This window comes from Streptomyces humi, from assembly GCF_001005085.2.
In the GTDB taxonomy this organism is placed as follows: Bacteria; Actinomycetota; Actinomycetes; order Streptomycetales; family Streptomycetaceae; genus Streptomyces; species Streptomyces humi.
Genome location: NZ_LBMU02000027.1, coordinates 188,596 through 210,136, shown reverse-complemented (window position 1 = coordinate 210,136; position 21,541 = coordinate 188,596). Strand labels below are relative to the sequence as shown.

Annotated in this window: 21 protein-coding genes, 1 pseudogene and 1 riboswitch; of the genes and pseudogenes, 12 read left to right on the top strand and 10 right to left on the bottom strand. The window is 70.7% G+C overall.

Going from position 1 to position 21,541, the window contains the following annotated elements:
* Position 1: 1 nt before the first annotated feature.
* Both AAW13_RS46380 and AAW13_RS13125 read right to left on the bottom strand, forming a co-directional pair.
* Positions 2 to 556, bottom strand: a pseudogene (locus tag AAW13_RS46380) (helix-turn-helix domain-containing protein); the annotation flags it as partial.
* A 253-nt stretch (positions 557 to 809) separates the two neighbouring features.
* Complete coding sequence (locus tag AAW13_RS13125; protein ID WP_420855457.1) at positions 810 to 1,217, bottom strand: ATP-binding protein; 408 nt, start codon at positions 1,215 to 1,217, stop codon at positions 810 to 812.
* A gap of 115 nt (positions 1,218 to 1,332) precedes the next feature.
* On the opposite strand from AAW13_RS13125, the gene AAW13_RS13120 reads away from it, so the two are divergent.
* Positions 1,333 to 2,187 (top strand): helix-turn-helix domain-containing protein, encoded by an 855-nt coding sequence (locus tag AAW13_RS13120; RefSeq protein ID WP_046731005.1) that lies wholly within the window; start codon positions 1,333 to 1,335, stop codon positions 2,185 to 2,187.
* Positions 2,184 to 2,471 carry a DUF397 domain-containing protein gene (locus tag AAW13_RS13115; protein ID WP_046730961.1) on the top strand — a complete coding sequence of 96 codons (288 nt, stop codon included), beginning with the start codon at positions 2,184 to 2,186 and terminating at the stop codon, positions 2,469 to 2,471. The genes AAW13_RS13120 and AAW13_RS13115 overlap by 4 nt, the downstream gene beginning before the upstream one ends.
* A gap of 68 nt (positions 2,472 to 2,539) precedes the next feature.
* On the opposite strand, the gene AAW13_RS13110 is transcribed toward AAW13_RS13115, so the two are convergent.
* Entirely contained in the window at positions 2,540 to 3,115 is a 576-nt protein-coding gene (locus tag AAW13_RS13110; RefSeq protein WP_046730960.1) for a TerD family protein, read from the bottom strand.
* A 173-nt stretch (positions 3,116 to 3,288) separates the two neighbouring features.
* Between AAW13_RS13110 and arfB the strand changes: the two genes are divergently transcribed.
* Positions 3,289 to 3,723, top strand: coding sequence for an alternative ribosome rescue aminoacyl-tRNA hydrolase ArfB (gene arfB / locus AAW13_RS13105; protein ID WP_071659535.1), 435 nt, complete (start codon positions 3,289 to 3,291; stop codon positions 3,721 to 3,723).
* Between the two features lie 219 nt (positions 3,724 to 3,942).
* Here the strand turns inward: arfB and AAW13_RS13100 are convergent, their stop codons facing one another.
* Complete coding sequence (locus AAW13_RS13100) at positions 3,943 to 4,461, bottom strand: flavin reductase (RefSeq protein WP_046731004.1); 519 nt, start codon at positions 4,459 to 4,461, stop codon at positions 3,943 to 3,945.
* A gap of 369 nt (positions 4,462 to 4,830) precedes the next feature.
* On the opposite strand from AAW13_RS13100, the gene cdgB reads away from it, so the two are divergent.
* Positions 4,831 to 6,537 (top strand): diguanylate cyclase CdgB, encoded by a 1,707-nt coding sequence (gene cdgB, locus AAW13_RS13095; RefSeq protein ID WP_046730958.1) that lies wholly within the window; start codon positions 4,831 to 4,833, stop codon positions 6,535 to 6,537.
* A 118-nt stretch (positions 6,538 to 6,655) separates the two neighbouring features.
* The gene (locus AAW13_RS13090; protein ID WP_046730957.1) at positions 6,656 to 7,624 is read left to right on the top strand and encodes a carbohydrate-binding protein; all 969 of its coding nucleotides are present in this window, start codon (positions 6,656 to 6,658) and stop codon (positions 7,622 to 7,624) included.
* Here AAW13_RS13090 and AAW13_RS13085 read toward each other — a convergent pair.
* The 3 genes from AAW13_RS13085 to AAW13_RS13075 all read right to left on the bottom strand — a co-directional run bounded on the left by AAW13_RS13085 (position 7,621) and on the right by AAW13_RS13075 (position 10,853).
* A complete protein-coding gene (locus AAW13_RS13085; RefSeq protein ID WP_046730956.1) occupies positions 7,621 to 8,550 on the bottom strand; it encodes a 1-phosphofructokinase family hexose kinase in 930 nt (309 codons plus the stop codon). The genes AAW13_RS13090 and AAW13_RS13085 overlap by 4 nt on opposite strands.
* A gap of 108 nt (positions 8,551 to 8,658) precedes the next feature.
* Positions 8,659 to 9,789 carry an N-acetylglucosamine-6-phosphate deacetylase gene (nagA, locus tag AAW13_RS13080; protein ID WP_046731003.1) on the bottom strand — a complete coding sequence of 377 codons (1,131 nt, stop codon included), beginning with the start codon at positions 9,787 to 9,789 and terminating at the stop codon, positions 8,659 to 8,661.
* A gap of 125 nt (positions 9,790 to 9,914) precedes the next feature.
* A complete protein-coding gene (locus AAW13_RS13075) occupies positions 9,915 to 10,853 on the bottom strand; it encodes an ROK family protein (RefSeq protein WP_071659527.1) in 939 nt (312 codons plus the stop codon).
* 129 nt (positions 10,854 to 10,982) lie between these two features.
* Between AAW13_RS13075 and AAW13_RS13070 the strand changes: the two genes are divergently transcribed.
* The 3 genes from AAW13_RS13070 (at position 10,983) to otsB (ending at position 13,471) form a co-directional block, all read left to right on the top strand.
* Positions 10,983 to 12,251, top strand: coding sequence for an ABC transporter substrate-binding protein (locus AAW13_RS13070; RefSeq protein WP_206306204.1), 1,269 nt, complete (start codon positions 10,983 to 10,985; stop codon positions 12,249 to 12,251).
* A 21-nt stretch (positions 12,252 to 12,272) separates the two neighbouring features.
* Positions 12,273 to 12,506, top strand: coding sequence for a DUF3263 domain-containing protein (locus AAW13_RS13065; RefSeq protein WP_046730954.1), 234 nt, complete (start codon positions 12,273 to 12,275; stop codon positions 12,504 to 12,506).
* A 98-nt stretch (positions 12,507 to 12,604) separates the two neighbouring features.
* The gene (otsB, locus tag AAW13_RS13060; RefSeq protein ID WP_046730953.1) at positions 12,605 to 13,471 is read left to right on the top strand and encodes a trehalose-phosphatase; all 867 of its coding nucleotides are present in this window, start codon (positions 12,605 to 12,607) and stop codon (positions 13,469 to 13,471) included.
* A gap of 96 nt (positions 13,472 to 13,567) precedes the next feature.
* Here otsB and AAW13_RS13055 read toward each other — a convergent pair whose 3' ends face one another.
* Both AAW13_RS13055 and AAW13_RS13050 read right to left on the bottom strand, forming a co-directional pair.
* Complete coding sequence (locus AAW13_RS13055; RefSeq protein WP_107483309.1) at positions 13,568 to 15,016, bottom strand: alpha,alpha-trehalose-phosphate synthase (UDP-forming); 1,449 nt, start codon at positions 15,014 to 15,016, stop codon at positions 13,568 to 13,570.
* Between the two features lie 72 nt (positions 15,017 to 15,088).
* Positions 15,089 to 16,033 (bottom strand): glucosyl-3-phosphoglycerate synthase, encoded by a 945-nt coding sequence (locus AAW13_RS13050; RefSeq protein ID WP_046730951.1) that lies wholly within the window; start codon positions 16,031 to 16,033, stop codon positions 15,089 to 15,091.
* Between the two features lie 129 nt (positions 16,034 to 16,162).
* Positions 16,163 to 16,309: riboswitch (SAM riboswitch) on the top strand.
* 18 nt (positions 16,310 to 16,327) lie between these two features.
* Between AAW13_RS13050 and thrC the strand changes: the two genes are divergently transcribed.
* The 4 genes from thrC (at position 16,328) to groL (ending at position 20,654) form a co-directional block, all read left to right on the top strand.
* Positions 16,328 to 17,614 carry a threonine synthase gene (gene thrC, locus AAW13_RS13045; protein WP_046730950.1) on the top strand — a complete coding sequence of 429 codons (1,287 nt, stop codon included), beginning with the start codon at positions 16,328 to 16,330 and terminating at the stop codon, positions 17,612 to 17,614.
* Positions 17,615 to 17,729: 115 nt separating this feature from the next.
* Complete coding sequence (locus AAW13_RS13040) at positions 17,730 to 18,005, top strand: MoaD/ThiS family protein (RefSeq protein ID WP_046730949.1); 276 nt, start codon at positions 17,730 to 17,732, stop codon at positions 18,003 to 18,005.
* A gap of 469 nt (positions 18,006 to 18,474) precedes the next feature.
* Positions 18,475 to 18,681 (top strand): cold-shock protein, encoded by a 207-nt coding sequence (locus tag AAW13_RS13035; protein ID WP_019057200.1) that lies wholly within the window; start codon positions 18,475 to 18,477, stop codon positions 18,679 to 18,681.
* Between the two features lie 350 nt (positions 18,682 to 19,031).
* Positions 19,032 to 20,654, top strand: a complete 1,623-nt coding sequence (gene groL / locus AAW13_RS13030; RefSeq protein WP_046730948.1) for a chaperonin GroEL — start codon at positions 19,032 to 19,034, stop codon at positions 20,652 to 20,654.
* Positions 20,655 to 20,748: 94 nt separating this feature from the next.
* Here groL and AAW13_RS13025 read toward each other — a convergent pair whose 3' ends face one another.
* Entirely contained in the window at positions 20,749 to 21,534 is a 786-nt protein-coding gene (locus AAW13_RS13025; RefSeq protein WP_046730947.1) for an alpha/beta fold hydrolase, read from the bottom strand.
* Between the last annotated feature and the right edge of the window lie 7 nt (positions 21,535 to 21,541).

Below are 21,541 nucleotides of genomic sequence, written 5' to 3'. Positions count from 1 at the left end.
GGAGCCGGGGGTCGCGGCGGCGGAGGCCGACGAGGACGTCGAGGGCTGTGCCGAGGAGTGCGGGGGAGGTGGCGGCGGGCTGCGGTACGGCGGGGAGGCGTTTACGGGGAGGTGGCTTGTCCGTGGTGGTCGCCGTACGGCGGGCGGGTCTGTCGGGGGTCTCGGTCCCGGTGGTCCGGTGGCCCGGCCTGTTGCAGGAGACCGTGCGGGTGACGATCCGTCCGTCGGGGATCCGCTCCCGCTCGCGCCGCAGATAGCCCTCCGCCTCCAGCTCCCGCAGGGCCGCGCCGATGCGGTCCCTGCCCTCCGGGAAGCGGAGCGCCAGGCTCTTGATGTCGACCTGGGCGCCCTTGGGAAGCGACTGGATGTGCACGCCGAGGCCGATGGCCAGCGCCGAGAGGGTGGGGTGCTGGGCGAGGTGGTTGCCGATCACCACGAAGTGTGAGGTGTGGCGGGCGTTGTCGTGCAGGAGACTGCCGGACCCCCGGTTCGGGTGCTTCTTGGCGGCAGTGCGGGACTCGGCGCACGAGGGCGCGCTAGGGTTTTTCGTATCCATCGGGAAGGTTGTGCTTCCTAGGTGGTCAGGCCCTCGCACTGGGATTGCCGTCCCGGCGGGGGCCGAAGTTTTTCTGCGGTTGGTGCGCTGAACGTAGGGCGCGCAACCCGCCTCAAAGCCAGCCGAGTTGGGCGTATTCACCCGCGGGAGTGACTCTGTGCGACGGGTGGGAGGGGTGGGGTTTGGTCGGGTTCTTTCTCCCCGTCGTTCTTTGTTGGTGACGTCCCTCGCGGCCGAAGCCCGCGGTTGCGGGCTACGGTGACACGTCGATCTCGGCCCACACCGTCTTGCGCGGCGACAGGCCCGGTGTCACGCCCCACTTGTCGGCCAGCGCGTCCACGAGGACGAGGCCCCGGCCCGACTCGGCGTCCGGTGCGAAGGGTTGGGGCTGCGGCTGTAGGTCACCGCGCGTGTCCGTGACCTCGATGCGCAGGGTGTTCCCCACGACGTACACCACGAGGCCGAAGTCACGCCCCGACACCCTGCCGTGCGTCGCCGCGTTCGCCGCCAGCTCCGCCACGATCTGCGTCGCCGGGTCCAAGGGCAGTCCCCAGCTGCGCAGTTGCTCGGCCGTCAGCAGCCGGGCCAGCCGGGCGCCTCGCGGAGTGGGGGAGAGGCGCAGGCTCATGTTGCGGACGGGGGTGGAGATTTCATCGTTCACGTCACCCAGCGTGGCCGCGCGTGCGTACGGTGAACAGTGACGGAGGGCTTACGTACGGTGACTGTCCGGCGCTTGTCCAGTGCTGTCTTGGCTGTCGGAGAGAGGGGTGTGGGGGATGACCGTGGACGGCGAGGTGGCCGAGCCGGGCTGGGAGGTCGACCCGGACGACGACTGGGGTGTGGCGGTCATCGCGACGGTCGGACGTCAGCTCAAGCTGAGGCGCGAGGCGGTGGGGATGCGCGCCGCCGAGTTCGGGGAGGCCGTCGGCTACGGGGAGGACATGGTCTACAAGGTGGAGGGCGGCAAGCGGATCCCACGGCAGGACTACCTCAACCGGGCGGACGAGGTACTGGGGGCCGGTGGGCTGATCTCGGCGACCTGGGAGGACGTGAAGAGGGTCCGGTATCCGAAGAAGGTGCGGGAGCTGGCGAAGCTGGAGGGGCAGGCCGTTGAGATCGGGGTGTACGTCGGACTCAGTCTTCACGGACTGTTGCAGACGCCTGAGCATGCGCGGGCCATTTTTGATGCGGGGCAGCCGGCGTATTCACCGGAAGAGATGGAGCGGTTGGTGGCCGCCCGGATGGCTCGGAAGTCGATCTTCGAGCGGACGCCTGCACCGGCACTCAGCTTTGTGCAGGAGGAGGCGGCTCTACGTCGACCCGTCGGGGGCACAATGGTGTGGCGTCAGCAGCTCGAACATCTGCTGGAGGTGAGCCAGTTGCGAAATGTCACCCTCCAGGTGATGCCGATGAACTCCGAAGCTCACCCTGGACTGAGCGGGAAGATCGAGGTGCTGAAGTTCCCGGACGGCTCAGCCGTAGGTCGATCCGACGGTGCGTACAACGGTCGACCGACCACCGACCCCAAAGAGCTGCGCATCCTTGAGCTGCGCTATGGCACGATCCGGGCTCAGGCGCTCACGCCACGGGAGTCGCGGGCCTTCATCGAGCAACTGCTGGGAGAAGCATGATCCACAAGACTTCGGCCGGGGACCCCTCCAACCTGGCGTGGTTCAAGAGCAGCTACAGCGACGGCCCTGAGGGCGACAGCTGCGTAGAAGTCGCCCTCGCCTGGTTCAAGAGCAGCTACAGCGGTGGCAACGACGGCGAATCCTGCCTCGAAATAGCCCCCACCTCCACTGCCATCCACATCCGCGACTCCAAGTACCCGAACACGCCCGCCGCCCCCGGCCCCCGGCTCGCGCTCGCCCCCTCCGCCTGGGCGGCCTTCGTGCCGTACGTGGCGGCGAACTGATCCGGCGATACACCGGAGCCCCCGGCCGCACCCACGCGGCCAGGGGCTCCCGCTCAGCGCAGCGTCACTCAGACGTTGACGCCGAAGTCCTGGGCGATGCCGACCAGGCCCGACGCGTAGCCCTGGCCGACCGCGCGGAACTTCCACTCCGCGCCGTTGCGGTAGAGCTCGCCGAAGACCATGGCCGTCTCCGTCGCCGCGTCCTCGGAGAGGTCGTAGCGGGCGATCTCGGCGCCGCCGGCCTGGTTGACGATACGGATGTAGGCGTTGCGGACCTGGCCGAAGTTCTGGCTGCGGTTCTCCGCGTCGTAGATCGAGACCGGGAAGACGATCTTGTCGATGTCGGCGGGCAGGGCCGCCAGGTTGACGTTGATCGCCTCGTCGTCGCCGGCGCCCTCGCCCGTGCGGTTGTCGCCGGTGTGGACGATCGAGTTGTCCGGGGTGTTCTTGTTGTTGAAGAAGACGAAGTGGGCGTCGGAGTAGACCTTGCCCTGCGTGTTGACCGCGATGGCCGAGGCGTCCAGGTCGAAGTCCGTGCCGGTGGTGGTGCGGACGTCCCAGCCGAGGCCCACGGTGACGGCGGTCAGGCCCGGAGCCTCCTTGGTGAGCGAGACGTTGCCACCCTTGGAGAGGCTTACAGCCATGGTCGGGGGTCCTTTCCCTCGTATGCGTACGGCCGTGCGGCGTACGGGCTTGAAGCTACAGCTACCGGTATGAACGCCACGAGGGGTACCGAAGGTTCCAGCTTCCTTTACCTTCTTTGCCAAACGGGTGATGAACGTTATTCGCGTGACGTGTGCCGGTCAGCCGCGCGACCATAGGGGGCATGTCCGGTCCTTACGTCATCCGCGGCTCCGTCTCGCTCCCCGAGGCCGAGCTCCACTGGCGTTTCTCGCGCTCGTCCGGGCCCGGCGGCCAGCACGTCAACACCAGCGACTCGCAGGTGGAGCTGCGCTTCGACCTCGCGAACACCGAGGCCCTGCCCCCGGTCTGGAAGGAGCGCGCGCTGGAGCGGCTGGCCGGCCGGCTCGTCGACGGCGTGGTCGTCGTACGGGCGTCCGAGCACCGCTCCCAGTGGCGCAACCGCGAGACCGCAGCCGTACGCCTGGCCGCGCTGCTCGCCGAGGCGACCGCGCCCCCGCCCAAGCCGCGCCGGCCGACCCGTATCCCGCGCGGCATCAACGAACGCCGGCTGCGCGAGAAGAAGCAGCGCTCGGAGACCAAACGGGGCCGGACGGGCCGCGACTGGTAGCCCGCGACCGGTGGCCCGCGACCGCTGGTCCGCGAAACCCGGTAGCCCTCGCAAAACCCGACCACGCGGTCCGCGCCGGCGATCATTTCGCGGTGCGTCCGACCCCGTCGGCACGCGCGCGTACCGGTTTTCGACCGATGTTCAATTCGCGGATGTGACTTCTGCGGAGGGGAGTTCGGCGGTCTCCCGCGGAAATTGCGGAAAACAGACCGCGTGGTTTCATCCCAACTGGCGATAGCGGCCGCGGAAATACATCAGCGGACCGTCTTCGGTGCTCGGGAGCCGGGCGGTGAGGACGCGCCCGATGACGAGGGTGTGGTCGCCCGCCGTCACCCGCTGCTCGGTGCGGCACTCCAGGGTCGCGAGCGCGCCGCCGACCAGCGGGGCGCCCGTTGTCTCGCCGCGTTCGTACGGGATGTCCTCGAAGAGCAGCCGGTCGCTGATGCGGCCCTTCATCGCGAACCGGCCGGCGATGTGCCGCTGGCTGTCGGTGAGCACCGAGACCGCCCACAGCGGCTGCTCGTCCAGCAGGTCGTCCATACGGGCGCCGGTACGCAGGCTGACCAGCACCAACGGTGGATCCAGCGACACCGAGAGGAACGCCGTGGCGGTCATGCCGACGTCCTCGCCGACCGGTGCCAGCGGATCGTCCGGATCCAGCGGCGGCTCCTGCGCGGTCACCAGGACCACACCGGCGGCCAGCCGGGACATCGCGGCCTTGAACGCTTCGTTGCTCACCCCCACAGCATGCCCGGTGGCTTCTGCGGCGGCGGCGGAGGGAGTCTTCAGCACACCGGAAACGCTAATGTCGGCTCCCGTGCCGCCGCATCGGCCATCGGCCCGAGCCGGGTCCTAGGACCAACGGCGGGCGTCGGGCCGTAACGTGCATGATGTGCGCACAGTCGCAAAGGCTGCGTTCAGTAAACGCACAGGGAAAACGCAGAAACTCCACGCAATTGTTCATCTTCTCCTGTGACTTGAGTCACAAGGGGCCTTAATTGTTGACCCTGTGTACCGAGTGGGCAGCGCGCTGTGATTCAGTGGCGGGGAAAAGTAGCGTGGAAGCAGACCCTTGATTCGCTACGAGGTCTCGGGGGGAGGGCGAGCATGGAGACCGAGTCCGAGCCCTACGTCCGTCTTGCGTCCCTGCGACAGCTGCACCAGGTCATGGCCGACATGAACACGGCACGGAGCCTGGCGGACACACTTCAGACCGTCGCCGACGGCGTGATCACCGCCCTCGGTTACGAGATGGCGTGCGTCAACCTGGTGCGTCCCGACGGGGACCTCGTGGTCGCCGCCTTCTCCGGCAACTCCGCCGCCGAGGCCCTGATCACCGGCCGGGTCGGCTCCCGGGAGTCCTGGGACCGGCGGCTCGGCATGGGCGAGAAGTGGGGCGACCTCGTCTTCATACCGCACACCGAGGGCTGGGTCCTCGACGACGACGACGTCCCGCAGTGGTACACCGACGGCCCCGCCCCCCGCTTCGAGGACGAGTGGCACCCGTCCGACCGGCTCTTCGCCCCGATGTACACACCCGGCATATCGGGCAGCTCCTGCGGCGAACTGCTGGGCGTGATCTCCGTCGACCGCCCGCGCAACGGCCGCCACCCCGGCGCCTGGGGCCGCGAGGCCCTCCAGATGTACGCCTTCCAGGCCGCGATCGCGATCAGCAACGCCCGGCTGCGCGCCAACATGCAGCGGGCCCTGGTCAGGCTGGAGCGCGAGCAGCAGGCCCTGCGGGCCAGCGAGGAGTCCTTCCGGCAGGCCTTCGAGTACGCCCCCTCCGGCATGGCGATCGCCGAGATGGGCGGCGACCAGCACGGCCGAATACTGCGCTCCAACGACGCCCTGTGCCGCCTCCTGGGCCGCCCCGCCTCCGCGATGCGCCGCTACTCCTTCTCCGACCTGGTCCACCCCGAGGACATCGGCACCCTGCTGCGCACCTCGGCCGAGGGCGGGCGCGCCGAACTCCGCCTGGGCCGCCGCGACGGCACGTACGTGTGGGTGTCGTTGCGCAACAGCGTGGTCGCCGACGCGGCCGACGGCCCCCGCTTCCTCCTCACCCACGTCGAGGACATAGAGGAACGCAAGCGCCGCGAGCTCCAGCTCGCCCACCGCGCCTCCCACGACGCCCTCACGGGCCTGCCGAACTCCGCCGAACTGCGCTCCCGCCTCACCTCCCGGCTCTGCCGCCGGACCGGCAGCGGCGCCGAGCTGGAGTCCCTGGACGCGGCCTACGGCCACCCCGCCTACGACGTCAACGGCCACGGCTTCGACTTCGCCGGCGGGACGGGCGGCTCGACGGCGGGCGGCTCGATGGCGGGCGGCTCGATGGCGGGCGGCTCGACGGCGTACGACGGCTTCGACCACCACGTGCACACCGTCGCCCCCGACGCGAACCGCGACGACGGCGCCAAGGGGCTCGCGGTGCTCTTCTGCGACCTCGACGGCTTCAAGTCGATCAACGACCGGTTCGGGCACAACGCGGGCGACGCGGTCCTCATCGAGGTCGCCCGGCGGCTGAGCCGGGGCGTACGGGACGGCGACACCGTGGCGCGGCTCGGCGGCGACGAGTTCGTGATCCTCGCCGACGGGCTCGGCCAGGCCGACGCCCAGGACCTCGCCGTACGGCTGCGCAACGAGATCATCCAGCCGATCCGCGCCGAGGGCCGGGCCGTCCGGGTGGGCGCCAGCTTCGGCATCGGGTGGGCGCACTGCGGCATGACGGCGGACGAAGTCCTGAAATCCGCGGACGAGCGGATGTACGTAGAGAAACGATCTCGTCCCAAAGCACACAGGCGTGCCGGATGATGCGCAGGTCAGCTCGCTGATGCGGTCCGAGTCACCCGTTTGGCTCAGTCAGACCGGGTAGGCTCGACTCTCAATACCTGTACTGCATCCGCCCGCACCTGTTGAGGAGTACCAAGGGATGACGCCCGGCGACAACGGCGCGAGCACGCCCGAGGACGACGACCCGTTCGGCTACCTGTACGCCGACGGCCAGGCCCGAGGGGCCCAGCCGCCCTCCGGCTCCGGTGGTTACGGCTACCCGAACGCCGTCAGCAGAGTGCGTCCGGTCGGCGAGCGCACCTACGGCGGGCAGCAGCAGGCACCGCAGTACGGCGGCCAGACCATCCCGCAGCAGCCCGCCGGGTACGGCCAGCAGCAGCCGGGTGGCTACGGCCAGCAGCCCAGCGCGGCCTACCAGGCCCCGGAGACCTTCCCGGGCGGCGCCCCGACCACCCGCCAGGCCCCGCCGGGTCCGGGCCGCGGCCGCGGCCCGAACACCAAGGGCCTCCTGATCGGCGCCATCGCGGTCGTGGCCGCGGTCGTCATAGGCATCAGCGTCGCCATGCTGAACGGCAACGGCGACGACAACAAGGCGGACAGCGGCGCCTCCACCACCCCGACCCAGAGCGCGAGCGCGTCCCCGAGCCCGTCCAGCTCCAGCTCGGTGTCGGCGTCCGGTGACATCGCGCCGGTCGACGCCAAGGCCTTCCGGCTGGACGGCGGCGCGAGCCTGGCCTCGGACGTCAAGGGGGCGAGGGCTGACGGCGGCATCTACGTCACGAACCTCAACCAGACGGGCGCCGGCGTCACCTGGACGGTCAACGGCATTCCGGCGGACGGCCTCTACACGGTCTTCGCGCACTACAGCGCCATACAGGACGGCAGCATGACGCTGTCGATCAACGGCAAGGCGTTCGGCAGCAAGTTCAGCCTGGACAACTACACGCACCAGAGCGACCCGACCAAGGCCTGGACCACCAGCTACGCCTGGCCGACGCTCACCAAGGGCACCAACACGATCTCCCTGTCCTGCCAGAGCGGTGACAGCTGCGACGTTCTGCTGGACCAGCTGTGGGTGCAGCAGGGCAAGCACACGAACAAGGGTTAAGGGGCCGTCGTCCCGCCCGTCACCGTGACCTGGCCCAGCAGCTTCTCGTAGGCCGTGCGGTCGAACTCGCCCGCCACCGGGGACCGTACGGTCGCCGCCGACAGGGCCGCCGCGCGGATCAGGCGGGCCGGCCAGGGGAGTTGTTCCGCCTGGGCCGACAGCAGGGCGGCGACCGTGGAGTCGCCCGCGCCCGTCGGGTTGCCGTGTTCGTGGCTGGGCGGAGTGGCTCGCCAGGTGCCTTCCGGGGTGACGGCGAGGAGGCCCCGGGGGCCCAGGGAGGCGACCACCGCGCGGGCGCCCCGGCGGCGGGCGTCCTGGGTCGCGCGGGTCGGGTCGTGGGAGCCGGTCAGTTCGGCCAGTTCGTCGGCGTTCGGCTTGACCAGGTCCGGCCGGGCCGCCACCCCGCGCCGCAGCGGTTCACCGCCGGTGTCGAGCAGCACGGGCACCCCGGCGGAGCGGGCGGCCTTTATCAGCCCGGCGTAGGCCCCGACCGGCACGCCCGGCGGCAGACTCCCGCACAGTGCCACCGCCGACGCCCCGGCGAGCAGTTCCTCGTAGTGGTCGAGGAAGGCACCCCACTCGGCGGCCGCTATCTGCGGGCCGGGCTCGTTCAACTGGGTCGTGTCGCCCGTCAGTTCGTCCACCACGGCGATCGTGCGGCGGGTCGCCCCGGCCACCGGCAGCAGCGCGTCCACCACCCCCGGCGTCTCCGTGAGCCGCTCCCGCACCGCCGCCCCGGTCGCCCCGCCCGCGAACCCGGTCACGGTCGCCGGGTGTCCGAGCGCCGCCAGCACCCGGGCCACGTTCACCCCCTTGCCGCCCGGCCGTTCGGTCACCGCCGAGACCCGGTGCGAGGCATGCGGGCGCAGCGCACCGACCCGGTAGGTGATGTCGAGCGCGGTGTTCAGCGTGACGGTGAGGATCACCGGGAGACCTCCCTCGCGGGTGCGACCGTGGCGTTCGTCCGGAGCCCTGATCATGCCAAAGAGACGGCGACCAGGCCTAGGTCGCCGTCTCTCGAACCACGGTCATGATCAGGGAAGTTCGGGTGTGACCAGCCACGTGCCCTGTCGCATCACGCCCTTCAGCGTGAACTCCGCGTCCAGGACGAGGAGATCGGCGTCCTTGCCGGGCTCCAGGGAGCCGACGCGGTCGTAGAGGCCCAGCAGCCGGGCCGGGTTGGCGGACAGCGCGGCGACGGCGTGTTCGACGGGGAGCCGGTCGACGGTGACCGCCCGCCGGAGCGCGCGGTCCAGGGTCAGCGTCGAGCCCGCGATCGAACCGCCCTCCACCAGCCGGGCGACGCCGTCCGTGACCTCGACCTCCAGCGGGCCCAGCAGATAGCGGCCGTCACCGCCGCCCGCCGCGTCCATGGCGTCCGTGATGAACGCCACCCGGTCCGGGCCCGCGTGATGGAACGCCAGCTGAAGCGCCGCCGGATGCAGATGCGTGCCGTCGTTGATGAGCTCGACCGTGACCCGCTCGTCCTCCAGGAGGGCGGCGATCGGGCCGGGAGCGCGGTGGCCCAGCGTCGGCATCGCGTTGAAGAGGTGGGTGGCGACCGTGGCACCCGCGTCGATCGCCTCGGCCGTCTGCTCGTAGGTCGCGTCGGTGTGGCCGACGGCCGCGATCACGCCGTGCTCGGCGAGGAGCCGTACCGACTCGATGCCGCCCGGCAGTTCGGTGGCCAGCGTGACCATCCTCGCGTGCCCGCGCGCCGCGTCGACCAGCTTGCGGACCTCCGCCGGGTCCGGGTCGCGCAGCAGCGCCTCGGAGTGGGCGCCCTTGCGGCACGGGGAGATGAACGGGCCCTCGAAGTGGATCCCGGCGATCTCCCCCTGCTCGGCGAGTTCGGAGAGGAGGCCGGCCTGCCGGGCGAGGACGTCCATGTCGTCGGTGACGGTGGAGGCCACCAGGGTGGTGGTGCCGTGCAGGCGGTGGGTGCGGACGCCGGTGAGGATCTGTTCGGCGGTGCCCGAGCTGAAGGAGGCGCCGCCGCCGCCGTGGTTGTGGATGTCCACGAAGCCGGGCAGCAGCCAGTGGCCGGTGAGGTCGATGCGCTGGGCGTTCGGTGAGGGGTCGGCGGTGATGTGCGTGCCGTTGACGTTCACCTGGCCCTTGTCGACCACTCCGGTGGGAAGGACTGTGCGGGCACCGGAGAGGATCAGGCCGCTCGACCCCGGCTGCGGGTGCGTGGGGGCTGGTCGCGCAGTTCCTCCCCCAGCCTTCGGCCGGGGGGACCCCCAGCGCCCCGCATGGGGAGCGCTCTCCTCACGCTCGTTTGCAGCCATCAGGGGGTTACCTCCGCAGTCGTCGTGGTCAACAGGTCCTGTGCCAGCAGGCCCGCCCCCAGGCAGCCCGCCGTGTCTCCCAACTCGGCCGGGACGACGGCCGGGAGCTTCTGGAAGGTGACCCGGCGTCCCACCGCCTCCCGCAGGGGCTCGAAGAGCACGTCTCCCGCCTCCGCCAGGCCGCCGCCGACGATCAGGACGCGTGGGTCCAGCAGGGTGAGGGCCGTGACCAGGCCGTCGGCCAGGGCGTCCACCGCCCCGCCCCACACCCGTACGGCGTTCGGGTCGCCGGACGTGACGGCCTTCGCGCAGTCCGCGGCGTCCGCGTCCGGGTCGCCGCAGGCCTGCGCCCACGCCTCGCTCACCGCCGCCGCCGACGCGTACCGCTCCAGGCAGCCGCGCTGCCCGCACGGACACGGCGCGCCCTGCGGCCGTACGACGATGTGGCCGATCTCGCCCGCGAAGCCGTGCGCGCCCGACTCCACCCGGCCGTCCAGGCCGAAGCCGCCCGCGATGCCGGTGCCGAGCGCCACGAAGAAGAAGCGGTCCGCTCCCCGGCCCGCGCCGAGCCTGCCCTCGGCGAGACCGCCGGTGCGGACGTCGTGGCCGAGGGCGACCGGGACGCCGAGGCGGTCGGCGAGGAGCGCGCGCAGCGGGACGTCCCGCCAGCCGAGGTTGGCCGCGTAGACCGCGGTGCCGGCCCGTTCGTCGACGATGCCGGGCACCGCCACGCCGGCCGCGGCCGCCGGTTCACCGAGCTGCTGTTCGCCGTGGGCCCGCAGGTCGGCGGCGAAGTCGAGGATGGCGGACACGACGGCGTCGGGGCCGCGGTCGCGGCCGGTCGCCCGGCGGTCCTGGTGGAGCAGCTCGCCGTCCGGGCCGACGAGCGCGGCCTTCATTCCGGTGCCGCCCACGTCCAGGGCGATGACATGTCTCACGGGAACAGTGTGGCCCGTGGACCCTCAAGAGGTCTAGTCCACTTGCGTGGTGTAGACCTTATGTGTCCACATGTTGAACGGCGACACAGTCAGATCGGGGTAGTGCGGGTGCGGCGGCGTAAGGCAGGAATGATCGCGGTGGTGTCCACCCTGGGCATGACGGCGGTCCTCGGTGGCTGTGGGACGACCGGATCCTCCGACGTCACCCTCAGACTCGTCGCCGCAGACTACGGGGACTCCGCCGCCAACAGCTCCCAGAAGTACTGGGACAAGCTGGCCAGGGCGTACGAGGCCCAGCACTCCGGAGTGAAGATCGACGTCACCGTCTACTCGTGGAACGACGTCGACCGCAAGGTCAAGGACATGGTCGCCGCCGACAAGGCCCCCGACCTGGCGCAGATCGGCTCCTACGCCGACTACGCGGCGGCCGGCAAGCTGTACGAGGCCGGCGACCTGCTCTCCATCCCCGTGCAGGCCGACTTCCCGTCCCAGCTCGCCGAGGCCGGCCAGTGGAACCACGCGCAGTACGGCATACCGTTCGCCGCGTCCACGCGCGTCCTCTTCTACAACAAGACCCTCTTCGCCGACGCCGGCATCACCCCGCCCAGCACCTGGACGGAGCTGGCGGCCGACGCCGAGGCGCTCAAGGCGCACGGCGTGAAGTACCCGTACGCGCTGCCGCTCGGCCCCGAGGAGGCGCAGGCGGAGACCATGCAGTGGCTGCTCAGCGGCGGCAGCGGCTACACCGACGACACCGGCACCTACACGATCGACTCCTCGCAGAACGTCGACACCCTCACCTGGCTCAAGGACGACCTGGTCGGCAAGGGCCTGACCGGCCCGACCGCCCCCGGCAAGCTGAACCGCGCCACCGCGTTCGCCGCGTTCGCCGACGGCCAGGTCGGCATGCTCAACGGGCACCCCACGCTGATCAAGCAGGCCGAGAAGAAGGGCGTGAAGTTCGGCGCGGTCCCGATGCCGGCCCGCGGCGGCCAGAGCACCAGCACCGCGTCCATGGGAGTCACCGACTGGATGGCGGCGTTCAAGCAGAACGGCCACGCCGAGCAGGTCGGCGACTTCCTGAACTACGTCTACAGCGAGAAGAACGTCCTCGACTTCTCCCGTGAGTACGGCCTGCTGCCCGTCACCACCTCCGCGTCCCAGACGATGACCGACTCCGGCCGGGCCGAGGACAAGCAGCTGCGCCCCTTCCTGGAGGAGCTGCCGACGTCCCAGCTGTACCCGGCGGGCAAGACGTCCTGGGCGGCCGTCAGCGCCGACCTCAAGAAGCAGATCGGTACGGCCGTCAGCCCGTCCGGCAACCCGACCAGCGTGCTCACGGCGATCCAGGCCGAGGCCGCCCTCGCGGACAGCCGTACGGCGGCGGCGACCGGCTGAACGCGTATTACGGTTCTCGGCATGGACCGGCAAGAACTGGGCGCGCGCGAGCTGACGATCCTCGCTCTGGAACGCCGGGGCTTTCCGAGCCCCGGCGCGAAGGAACGGGCGATACGGGAGGAGCTTGACCTGGCGCCCGTGCGCTACTACCAGCTCCTCAACGCGCTGCTGGACGACGAGCGGGCGCTGGCCCACGACCCGGTGACGGTGAACCGGCTGCGGAGGGTGCGGGAGGCGCGGCGCGGGGAGCGGTGACAGGCGGGTCGAGGGCGTGGGGATCCGCGGGCCGGTGGGGGCCGGGCGCCCGCCCATCCGGGCGCTTGAACCGAGAGCGCTCGGATACTGTCAGCCGTATGGGCAACCACAGCACGGACCCCCACGCCACGGAACCCCTCCCGACGCCACGCACCCCAGCCGGGCGGGACGGGCTCGCCGCTCTCCTCGCACGGCCGCGCTCCGCCCTCGTCGGGCTCGACTTCGACGGGACGCTCGCGCCGATCGTCGCCGACCCCGAGCAGGCGCGGGCCCACCCGGACGCCGTACCGGCCCTCGCCGCCCTCGCGCCCCGGGTGGCCGCCGTCGCCGTGATCACCGGCCGCCCGGCCGAGGTGGCCGTCCGCCACGGCGGGTTCGCCGACGTCCCCGGTCTGGAGCACCTGGTCGTCCTCGGTCACTACGGCGCCGAACGCTGGGACGCGGCCACCGGCCGGCTCACCGCACCGCCGCCGCACCCCGGTATCGCGGCCGTCCGCGCCGAACTCCCCGCCCTCCTCGACCGCGTCGGCGCCGCGCACGGCACCTGGATCGAGGAGAAGGGCTTCGCGGTGGCCGTCCACACCCGCCGGGCCGACGACCCCCAGGCCGCCTTCGACGCCCTCCGCGCCCCGCTGACCGACCTGGCCACCCGGCACGGCCTGATCGTCGAACCGGGCCGCCTGGTCCTGGAACTCCGCCCCCCGGGCATGGACAAGGGCGTGGCGCTCCGCGAGTTCGCGAGGGAGATCGGCGCGGGCGCGGTCCTCTACGCGGGCGACGACCTGGGCGACATCCCGGCCTTCGCCGCGGTGGAGAAACTCCGGGAGGAGGGCGTCCCGGGCCTCCTGGTGTGCAGCGGCAGCGAGGAGGTCACCGACCTCGCCGACCGAGCCGACCTGGTGGTCAACGGCCCGGAGGAAGTAGTACGCCTCCTGAACAACTTGGCGGAACTGCTCACCCTCTAAGGATCAGCGCCCGTTGAGGGGCGCTGGGGATACCCCCGGCCGGAGGCTGGGGGAGGAACTGCGCGACCAGCCCCCACCCGTCCCGCGGCCGACGAACTACCCGCCCAACGCCCCCAACTGCTCGAGGAACCAGGCCGCGGGCGGCAACGCGGTCGCCGCCGCGGCCAACCGCTTGCAGCGCTCCGCCCGTTCCCCCGCCGGCATGGCCAGCGCCCGCGCCAACGCCTCCGCCGTCCCCCCGATGTCGTACGGGTTCACCACCACCGCGTCCTCGCCCAGCTCCTCGTACGCCCCCGCCTCCCGCGAGAGCACCAGCGCGCACCCCTCGTCCGACACCACCGGGATCTCCTTCGCGACCAGGTTCATGCCGTCCCGGATCGGGTTCACCAGCGCCACGTCGGCCAGCCGGTACGCCGCGAGCGACCGGGCGAAGTCGTCCTTGACGTGCAGCACCACCGGCGTCCAACCCGCCGTGCCGTACGCCGAGTTGATCTCGTCGGCGACCCGCTGCACCTCGGCCGTGTAGTCCCGGTACACGGCGAGGTCCTGCCGCGAGGGGTACGCGAACGCGACATGCACCACCCGCTCCCGCCACTCGGGGTGGTCGTCGAGCAGCTGCCGGTAGGCCAGCAGCCCCCGCACGATGTTCTTCGACAGCTCGGTCCGGTCGACGCGCACGATGGTCCTGCGGTCCGCGCCGCCGATCTCCTCGCGCAGCGCCCGCATCCGCTCGTCCACGTCGGGTTCGTGCGCCCGCTTGCGCAGGAAGTCCGCGTCGGCCCCCAGTCCGTGCACCCCGATCCGGGTGTCCGAGGAGGAGGGGATCCCCGGGCCCAGCACCGCGTGACAGCAGTCGACGAACGCGTCCGCCCAGCGCCGCGTCAGGAACGCCGCGTGGTCGGCGCCGAGGATCCCGCTCAGCAGCTCCGCCGCGATGTCGTCGGGCAGCAGCCGGAAGTAGTCCGGCGGCGCCCAGGGGGTGTGGGAGAAGTGGCCGATCCGCAGGTCCGGACGGAGCCGGCGCAGCATCCGGGGCGCGAGCGCCAGGTGGTAGTCCTGGACGACCACCACCGCCCCCTCGCCCGCCTCCTCGGCCAGCGCCTCGGCGAACGCGCGGTTGTAGGCCTGGTACGACGCCCACCGGCGCCGGAACTCCGCGTCGAAGACGGGCTCCAGCGGGGTCTGGTAGAGCATGTGGTGGACGAACCACAGCACCGAGTTGGCGACGCCGTTGTACGCGTCCGAGAACACGTCCGCGTCGATGTCGAGCATCCGGACCTGCTGGCCCCCGGTGTCCGCAGCCGGCAGCCGGCCGCCCGCGGCCCGGCGGACCGCCTCGCGGTCGCCGTCGCCCAGCGCGGCGCACACCCACACCGCGTTCGCGTCCGGCCCGATCGCCGACAGCCCGGAGACCAGCCCGCCGCCGCCGCGTTTGACGTGCAGCGCGCCGGCCGGGTCGGCGGCGCGGACCTCGTACGAAACCGGGCCGCGGTTCGACGCGACCAGCACTTCGGCACCGCCGGTGGAAGCCAAGGGAGAAGCCATACGCCTGAACCTAGCCCGGCCCGTAAACGCTCAAACGTACGGCTGTGCCCGATGCCCGGAAGGTATACGAGGTCACGCCACCCGGCGCTCGGCGTACTCCGCGATCTCCACCATCGGCGGCCGCTCCTCCGTGTCCACGGAGTACGTGCGCGGTTCGAAGCCGTTCTCCCCCCGTTCGAACTGGGTCAGGGCCGGACGGACCAGGTGGCCGCGGGCCAGTCGCAGCTGGGCCGTGCGGTAGATCGCGGCGGACATCCGGCCGAGTGCCTGGCCGTCCTGGTGGCGGTGCTTGCGGACCCCCACGTCCACCTGGGCGAGGGCGTCCAGGCCGACCAGGTGCAGGGCGTCCACCAGCATGCCCAGCTCCACGCCGTAGCCGACCGGGAAGGGAAGCTGTTCCAGCAGGCTGCGGCGGGCCGCGTACTCGCCGCCGAGCGGCTGCACGAACCCGGCCAGCTGCGGCCAGTGCATGTTCAGCAGCGGGCGGGCCATCAGTTCGGTGACCCGGCCGCCCTGCCCGGCCGCGCCGGCCAGCGGGCGGTCGTACATCGCCTTGACCAGGTCCACGCCGGGGTCGGTCAGCAGCGGGCCGACGATCCCGGTGACGAAGTCGGAGGAGAAGTCCCTGAGGTCCGCGTCGACGAAGCAGACGATGTCCCCGGTGGTGACCAGGAGGGAGCGCCAGAGGACCTCGCCCTTGCCGGGGACCGCGGGGATGCGCGGCAGGACCGAGTCACGGTGGACGACCCGCGCGCCCGCCGCCGCGGCCACCTCCGCCGTGCGGTCGGTGGAACCCGAGTCGACGACCACGATCTCGTCGACGAGCGGCGTCTGCCGCATCAGGTCGTGGCGGATGACGGCGACGATGTCACCGACCGTCTCCTCCTCGTCGAGCGCGGGCAGCACGACGGAGACGGACTGACCGGTGCGCTGCTTGGCGGCGAGTATCCGGTGCAGCGGGCGGTCGTTCACGGACCAGGAGCGGGTGGCCAGCCAGCGCTCGACTTCTTCCAGCACAGTCAGCGGCTCCTTACGTGTGTCTCGCGGTACGGACGACTATCTCAACTGTCCTGGCCTTCGGTTACAGTCTTGAACAACGCCGATGACCATCGCATGTCCAAGGTCGTTGAACGGACAACTGAATACCGCTCATCCAGAGGGGCAGAGGGAAACGGCCCGATGAAGCCCCGGCAACCCTCCAGTCGGTCTTTCCACGTCGTCGTGGTGAGGCTCCCGGCTAGGGAAGGTGCCAAATCCGTCTCACGGCGAGATGCGTCGTGAGGAAGATGAGGAGAAAGGGCCTCGCCTCACATGGCTGCGCAGACTGTTGCAACCGATTCCCCGAAGACCGTAGACCTCGGCCCCGCCACGGCGCTGTCCTGCCGCGAGTGCGGCCACCGGGTGCCGCTCGGCCCGGTCTTCGCCTGCGAGGAGTGTTTCGGCCCGCTCGAGATCGCGTACGACTTCTCGGCCTACGACGCCGAGGAGCTGCGGAAGCGGATCGAGGCGGGACCCGCGAACATCTGGCGCTACGCGCCGCTGCTGCCCGTCCCGGCGGACGTGACGACCAAGCCCAACATCAACCCCGGCTGGACCAAGCTGGTGCAGGCCGACAACCTGGCCGGGGAGCTGGGGGTCACCGGCGGGCTGTACGTGAAGGACGACTCCGGCAACCCGACGCACTCCTTCAAGGACCGGGTCGTCGCCCAGGCCGTCGAGGCCGCCCGCGCCTTCGGCTACACCACGCTCTCCTGCTCCTCCACCGGCAACCTGGCCGGCGCGGTGGGTGCCGCCGCCGCCCGGGCCGGCTTCCGTTCCTGCGTGTTCATCCCGCACGACCTGGAGCAGGGCAAGGTCGTGATGGCCGCGATCTACGGCGGCGAGCTCGTCGGCATCGAGGGCAACTACGACGACGTGAACCGTTTCTGTTCCGAGCTGATCGGCGACCCGGCCGGCGAGGGCTGGGGCTTCGTCAACGTCAACCTGCGGCCCTACTACGCCGAGGGCTCCAAGACGCTCGCGTACGAGATCTGCGAGCAGCTGGGCTGGCGGCTCCCCGACCAGCTGGTGGTCCCGATCGCCTCCGGCTCGCAGCTCACGAAGATCGACAAGGGGCTCCAGGAGCTGATCAAGCTCGGGCTCGTCGAGGACAGGCCGTACAAGATCTTCGGTGCGCAGGCCGAGGGCTGCTCGCCGGTGTCGACCGCGTACAAGGCGGGTCACGACGTGGTCCGGCCGCAGAAGCCGGACACCATCGCCAAGTCGCTGGCGATCGGCAACCCGGCCGACGGGCCGTACGTCCTCGACATCGCCCGGCGCACCGGCGGCGCGGTGGAGGACGTCGACGACGAGCAGATCGTCGACGCGATCAAGCTGCTCGCGCGGACCGAGGGCATCTTCGCGGAGACCGCCGGCGGGGTGACCGTCGGAGTCACCAGGAAGCTCATCGAGAGCGGGCTCATCGACCCGTCGAAGTCGGTCGTCGTGCTCAACACGGGTGACGGACTGAAGACACTGGACGCTGTCGCGGGGACCGGGCTGACCGCGACCATTCGGCCCACTCTCGATGCGTTCCGTGAGGCTGGGCTCGCCCAGTAGGCAGTCGTCACTCTGCGGGCCGGTGGGGGCTGGTCGCGCAGTTCCTCCCCCAGCCTTCGGCCGGGGGTACCCCCAGCGCCCCTGACGGGGTGCCACAGCTACCGGAGGTTCAAGCGTGAGCGTCACCGTTCGCATCCCCACCATCCTGCGTACCTACACCGGCGGCAGGGCCGAGGTCGTCGCCGAGGGCGCGAACCTCGGCGAGGTCATCGCCGACCTGGAGAACAACCACACCGGGATCGCCGCCCGCGTCCTCGACGACCAGGGCAAGCTGCGCCGCTTCGTCAACGTGTACGTCAATGACGACGACGTGCGGTTCGAGCAGGGCCTGGAGACGGCCACCCCGGACGGCGCCGGTGTCTCCATCATCCCGGCCGTCGCCGGCGGCTGAACCGTCGATCACCCTGACGTGATGGCCGAATGACCGAACATTACCTTCGGTAACAGCCATCACCGATTGTTCATCGGATTGCCCCCTCCGCGAGAGAAGCGGAGGGGGCAATTCTGTGTGGTTGAGCGCGGTACAGTTGGGGAACACGGTCCCGATCTCCGGGTCACGGGCCCTGTTATTCGATACCGCGAGCCCGCCAAGAAGTAGCCAAAGTGTGTGGGTTATATGCGGCTTTTGCGGCTTTTATGTGGCCCGACTTGCCCTGAATTCGGCCGAATTCTCGCTACATTCCGGACCCTTCCCGCCCAGAATTCTCGTCCGATTGACCTGTTGCAGACGGCAGTTGGACAGATACATTCAGCCGCGGTCGACGCGTTCCGGCGCACGCCCCCAACCAATGGGGGGTGAGGTCTGACCCGGATCCGCGAAGTGTGGATCTGTGCAAGGGCCAGTAATAGGGGAGTTAGGCATGGCTCAGGGCACCGTCAAGTGGTTCAACGCGGAGAAGGGGTACGGCTTCATCGCGGTCGACGGTGGTGCGGATGTTTTCGTCCACTACAGCGCGATCCAGATGGACGGGTACCGCACCCTGGAAGAGGGTCAGCGAGTCGATTTCGAGATCTCGCAGGGCCAGAAGGGGCCGCAGGCGGACATGGTCCGCTTGGCGACCAGCTGAAGCACGCGCCGACTGACAGCGACGTTCTTCTGTACTTCTTCGAAGGGCTCGTGCCTCCCGGGGCACGAGCCCTTCGGCATGCCCGGGGGCGGCCCCGCTGCGGGGCGGGGGCCGCGCCCCTGGCGGGCCTGACTCCCGGTGGCCGATCCCCGGGAGGCGCTTGCACTCGGCATGGGCGAGTGCTAATCATTGGCGTTAGCACTCTGAAGGTGAGAGTGACAAAGAAGGACCGGGTCGGTGAGGCCCGCAGGCCGGGTGGGGCAAGGAACCCACGGGTCGGCGAGCCGTCCGTCGCGGGCGCGGGCGCGGTCCTCGAAGACTCACCCCCAGTCCTGGAGGGACCACTTCACATGGCCAAGATCATCGCGTTCGACGAGGAGGCGCGGCGCGGCCTCGAGCGCGGCATGAACCAGCTCGCGGACGCCGTCAAGGTGACGCTCGGCCCCAAGGGCCGCAACGTCGTCCTCGAGAAGAAGTGGGGCGCCCCCACGATCACCAACGATGGTGTCTCCATCGCCAAGGAGATCGAGCTCGAGGACCCGTACGAGAAGATCGGCGCCGAGCTGGTCAAGGAAGTCGCCAAGAAGACGGACGACGTCGCCGGTGACGGTACGACCACCGCGACCGTGCTCGCCCAGGCCCTGGTCAAGGAGGGTCTGCGCAACGTAGCCGCCGGCGCCAACCCGATGGCCCTCAAGCGCGGTATCGAGAAGGCCGTCGAGGCCGTCTCCGGTGCCCTGCTCGAGCAGGCCAAGGATGTCGAGACCAAGGAGCAGATCGCCTCCACGGCCTCCATCTCCGCCGCCGACACCCAGATCGGCGAGCTCATCGCCGAGGCCATGGACAAGGTCGGCAAGGAAGGCGTCATCACCGTCGAGGAGTCCCAGACCTTCGGTCTGGAGCTGGAGCTCACCGAGGGTATGCGCTTCGACAAGGGCTACATCTCGGCGTACTTCGCCACCGACATGGAGCGTATGGAGGCGTCCCTCGACGACCCGTACATCCTGATCGCCAACTCGAAGATCGGCTCCGTCAAGGACCTGCTCCCGCTCCTGGAGAAGGTCATGCAGTCGGGCAAGCCGCTGCTGATCATCGCCGAGGACGTCGAGGGCGAGGCCCTGTCGACCCTGGTCGTCAACAAGATCCGCGGCACCTTCAAGTCCGTCGCCGTCAAGGCCCCGGGCTTCGGCGACCGCCGCAAGGCGATGCTGAACGACATCGCCATCCTCACCGGCGGCGAGGTCATCTCCGAGGAGGTCGGTCTCAAGCTCGAGAACACGACCCTCGACCTGCTGGGCCGCGCCCGCAAGGTCGTCATCACCAAGGACGAGACCACCATCGTCGACGGTGCCGGCTCCACCGAGCAGGTCCAGGGCCGGGTCAACCAGATCCGCGCCGAGATCGAGCAGTCCGACTCGGACTACGACCGCGAGAAGCTCCAGGAGCGCCTGGCCAAGCTCGCCGGTGGCGTCGCCGTCATCAAGGCCGGTGCCGCGACCGAGGTCGAGCTCAAGGAGCGCAAGCACCGCATCGAGGACGCCGTGCGCAACGCCAAGGCGGCCGTCGAGGAGGGCATCGTCGCCGGTGGTGGCGTGGCCCTGCTCCAGGCCTCCCAGGTCTTCGAGAAGCTGGAGCTGGAGGGTGACGAGGCGACCGGCGCGCAGGCCGTGAAGCTCGCGCTCGAGGCCCCGCTGAAGCAGATCGCCGTCAACGCCGGCCTCGAGGGCGGCGTCGTGGTGGAGAAGGTCCGCAACCTCACCCCGGGTCACGGCCTGAACGCCGCGACCGGCGAGTACGTCGACCTGGTCGCCGAGGGCATCATCGACCCGGCGAAGGTGACGCGCTCCGCTCTTCAGAACGCGGCCTCCATCGCCGCGCTGTTCCTCACCACCGAGGCCGTCATCGCCGACAAGCCGGAGAAGGCCGCCGCGGCCGCTCCGGGCGGCATGCCGGGCGGTGACATGGACTTCTGAGCCTGACGGCTCGGCGGTTCCCCAGCGGTACCGAGGGCGGCACCCCCTGTCGGACAGGGAGTGCCGCCCTTCGCCGTACCCGGGCGCGGTCCGCTCAGCGGGCCAGGAACGGCTCCAGTGCCGTGACGAGTTCGGCGGGGGCGTCCAGTGCTATGAGGTGCGCGGCGGCGGGGAACTCGACCAGGGTGGCGCCCGGGATCCCGGCGGCGTACCGGCGGGCGATGTCCTGGAAGTCGGCGACGTCGAGCCCCCCGACCCCCACCAGGGTGGGGACGGAGACGGCGGCGATGTCACCGGACGCGGGACCCTGGGAGTGCCCGCCCACGACGTCCTGGTTCACCAGCGAGGTCCGCAGCGGGCCGCGGAGTCCGTCGGCCAGTCCGGCGGCGACGTCGGACCATGCGCGGGCCGGTCCGCGCAGCCACATGTCCAGGTTCACCTGGACCGCGGTGTCCAGGTCGCCGGCGGCCAGGGCCGCCGTCTCGGCCCCGTCGTAGGCGATCATCTCGGCGGACCAGTCGTATCCCGGCCAGGGCGGCGCGAGCAGCGCCAGGGAGTGCACCCGGTCCGGGTGGGTGAGGGTGAAGTCCACGGCCACCCGGCCGCCCCAGGACGCGCCCACCAGCCGGACCCGCCCGAGACCCAGGTGGTCCAGGAGCCGGCGCAGGTCGTCGGTCTCGCGGAACGGCCCGCTCGGGGGCGCGGACTCGCCGAAGCCGCGCAGGTCGTACCGGACGACCGCGTGCCGTGCCGCGAGGACCGGCGCGACCGCGTCCCACATGCGGTGGTCCGCGACACCGGCGTGCACGAGCACGACGGGCGGCCCGTCACCGGCGACGTCGTAGGAGAGATGGCCGAGATCGTCGGCGAGTGTCAGCATCCGCAGA

Coding starts and splice junctions, on each gene's coding strand:
- AAW13_RS13120 (WP_046731005.1), top strand. CDS start 1,333: ATGACCGTGGACGGCGAGGTGGCCGAGCCGGGCTGGGAGGTCGACCCG.
- AAW13_RS13115 (WP_046730961.1), top strand. CDS start 2,184: ATGATCCACAAGACTTCGGCCGGGGACCCCTCCAACCTGGCGTGGTTC.
- AAW13_RS13110 (WP_046730960.1), bottom strand. CDS start 3,115: ATGGCTGTAAGCCTCTCCAAGGGTGGCAACGTCTCGCTCACCAAGGAG.
- cdgB (WP_046730958.1), top strand. CDS start 4,831: ATGGAGACCGAGTCCGAGCCCTACGTCCGTCTTGCGTCCCTGCGACAG.
- AAW13_RS13090 (WP_046730957.1), top strand. CDS start 6,656: ATGACGCCCGGCGACAACGGCGCGAGCACGCCCGAGGACGACGACCCG.
- AAW13_RS13070 (WP_206306204.1), top strand. CDS start 10,983: ATGATCGCGGTGGTGTCCACCCTGGGCATGACGGCGGTCCTCGGTGGC.
- AAW13_RS13065 (WP_046730954.1), top strand. CDS start 12,273: ATGGACCGGCAAGAACTGGGCGCGCGCGAGCTGACGATCCTCGCTCTG.
- otsB (WP_046730953.1), top strand. CDS start 12,605: ATGGGCAACCACAGCACGGACCCCCACGCCACGGAACCCCTCCCGACG.
- AAW13_RS13055 (WP_107483309.1), bottom strand. CDS start 15,016: ATGGCTTCTCCCTTGGCTTCCACCGGCGGTGCCGAAGTGCTGGTCGCG.
- thrC (WP_046730950.1), top strand. CDS start 16,328: ATGGCTGCGCAGACTGTTGCAACCGATTCCCCGAAGACCGTAGACCTC.
- AAW13_RS13035 (WP_019057200.1), top strand. CDS start 18,475: ATGGCTCAGGGCACCGTCAAGTGGTTCAACGCGGAGAAGGGGTACGGC.
- groL (WP_046730948.1), top strand. CDS start 19,032: ATGGCCAAGATCATCGCGTTCGACGAGGAGGCGCGGCGCGGCCTCGAG.
- AAW13_RS13025 (WP_046730947.1), bottom strand. CDS start 21,534: ATGCTGACACTCGCCGACGATCTCGGCCATCTCTCCTACGACGTCGCC.